This is a genomic window from Oleiphilus sp. HI0132, assembly GCF_001635845.1.
On the sequence record NZ_LWGJ01000823.1, the window covers coordinates 1 to 270 of the forward strand.

The following is a 270-nucleotide window of genomic DNA, read 5'->3' on the forward strand; positions in this document are numbered from 1 at the left end:
ATGCACTGACGGTGTCTCTAAAGTGATGCAGTCACTTGGGCGGCGCTATGTACAATACATCAATAAGACATATCGGCGATGCGGTACATTGTGGGAGAGTCGTCATAAAGCAAGCTTGATCGATGCTGAAGGGTATTTGCTCAAGTGTTATCGGTATATAGAGCTAAACCCGGTTATGGCTAATATGGTCGAGCATCCGGCTGATTACCGATGGTCTAGCTATCGGTGTAATGCATATGGTGAAAGAAGTCCGTTAATTAGTGCGCATGA

At 45.6% G+C, this 270-nt stretch carries 1 protein-coding gene; it reads left to right on the plus strand.

The window, feature by feature from the left end:
- Window positions 1-270 (plus strand): transposase (locus A3766_RS30855; protein ID WP_369808619.1); only part of this gene is annotated, 270 nt, incomplete at both ends.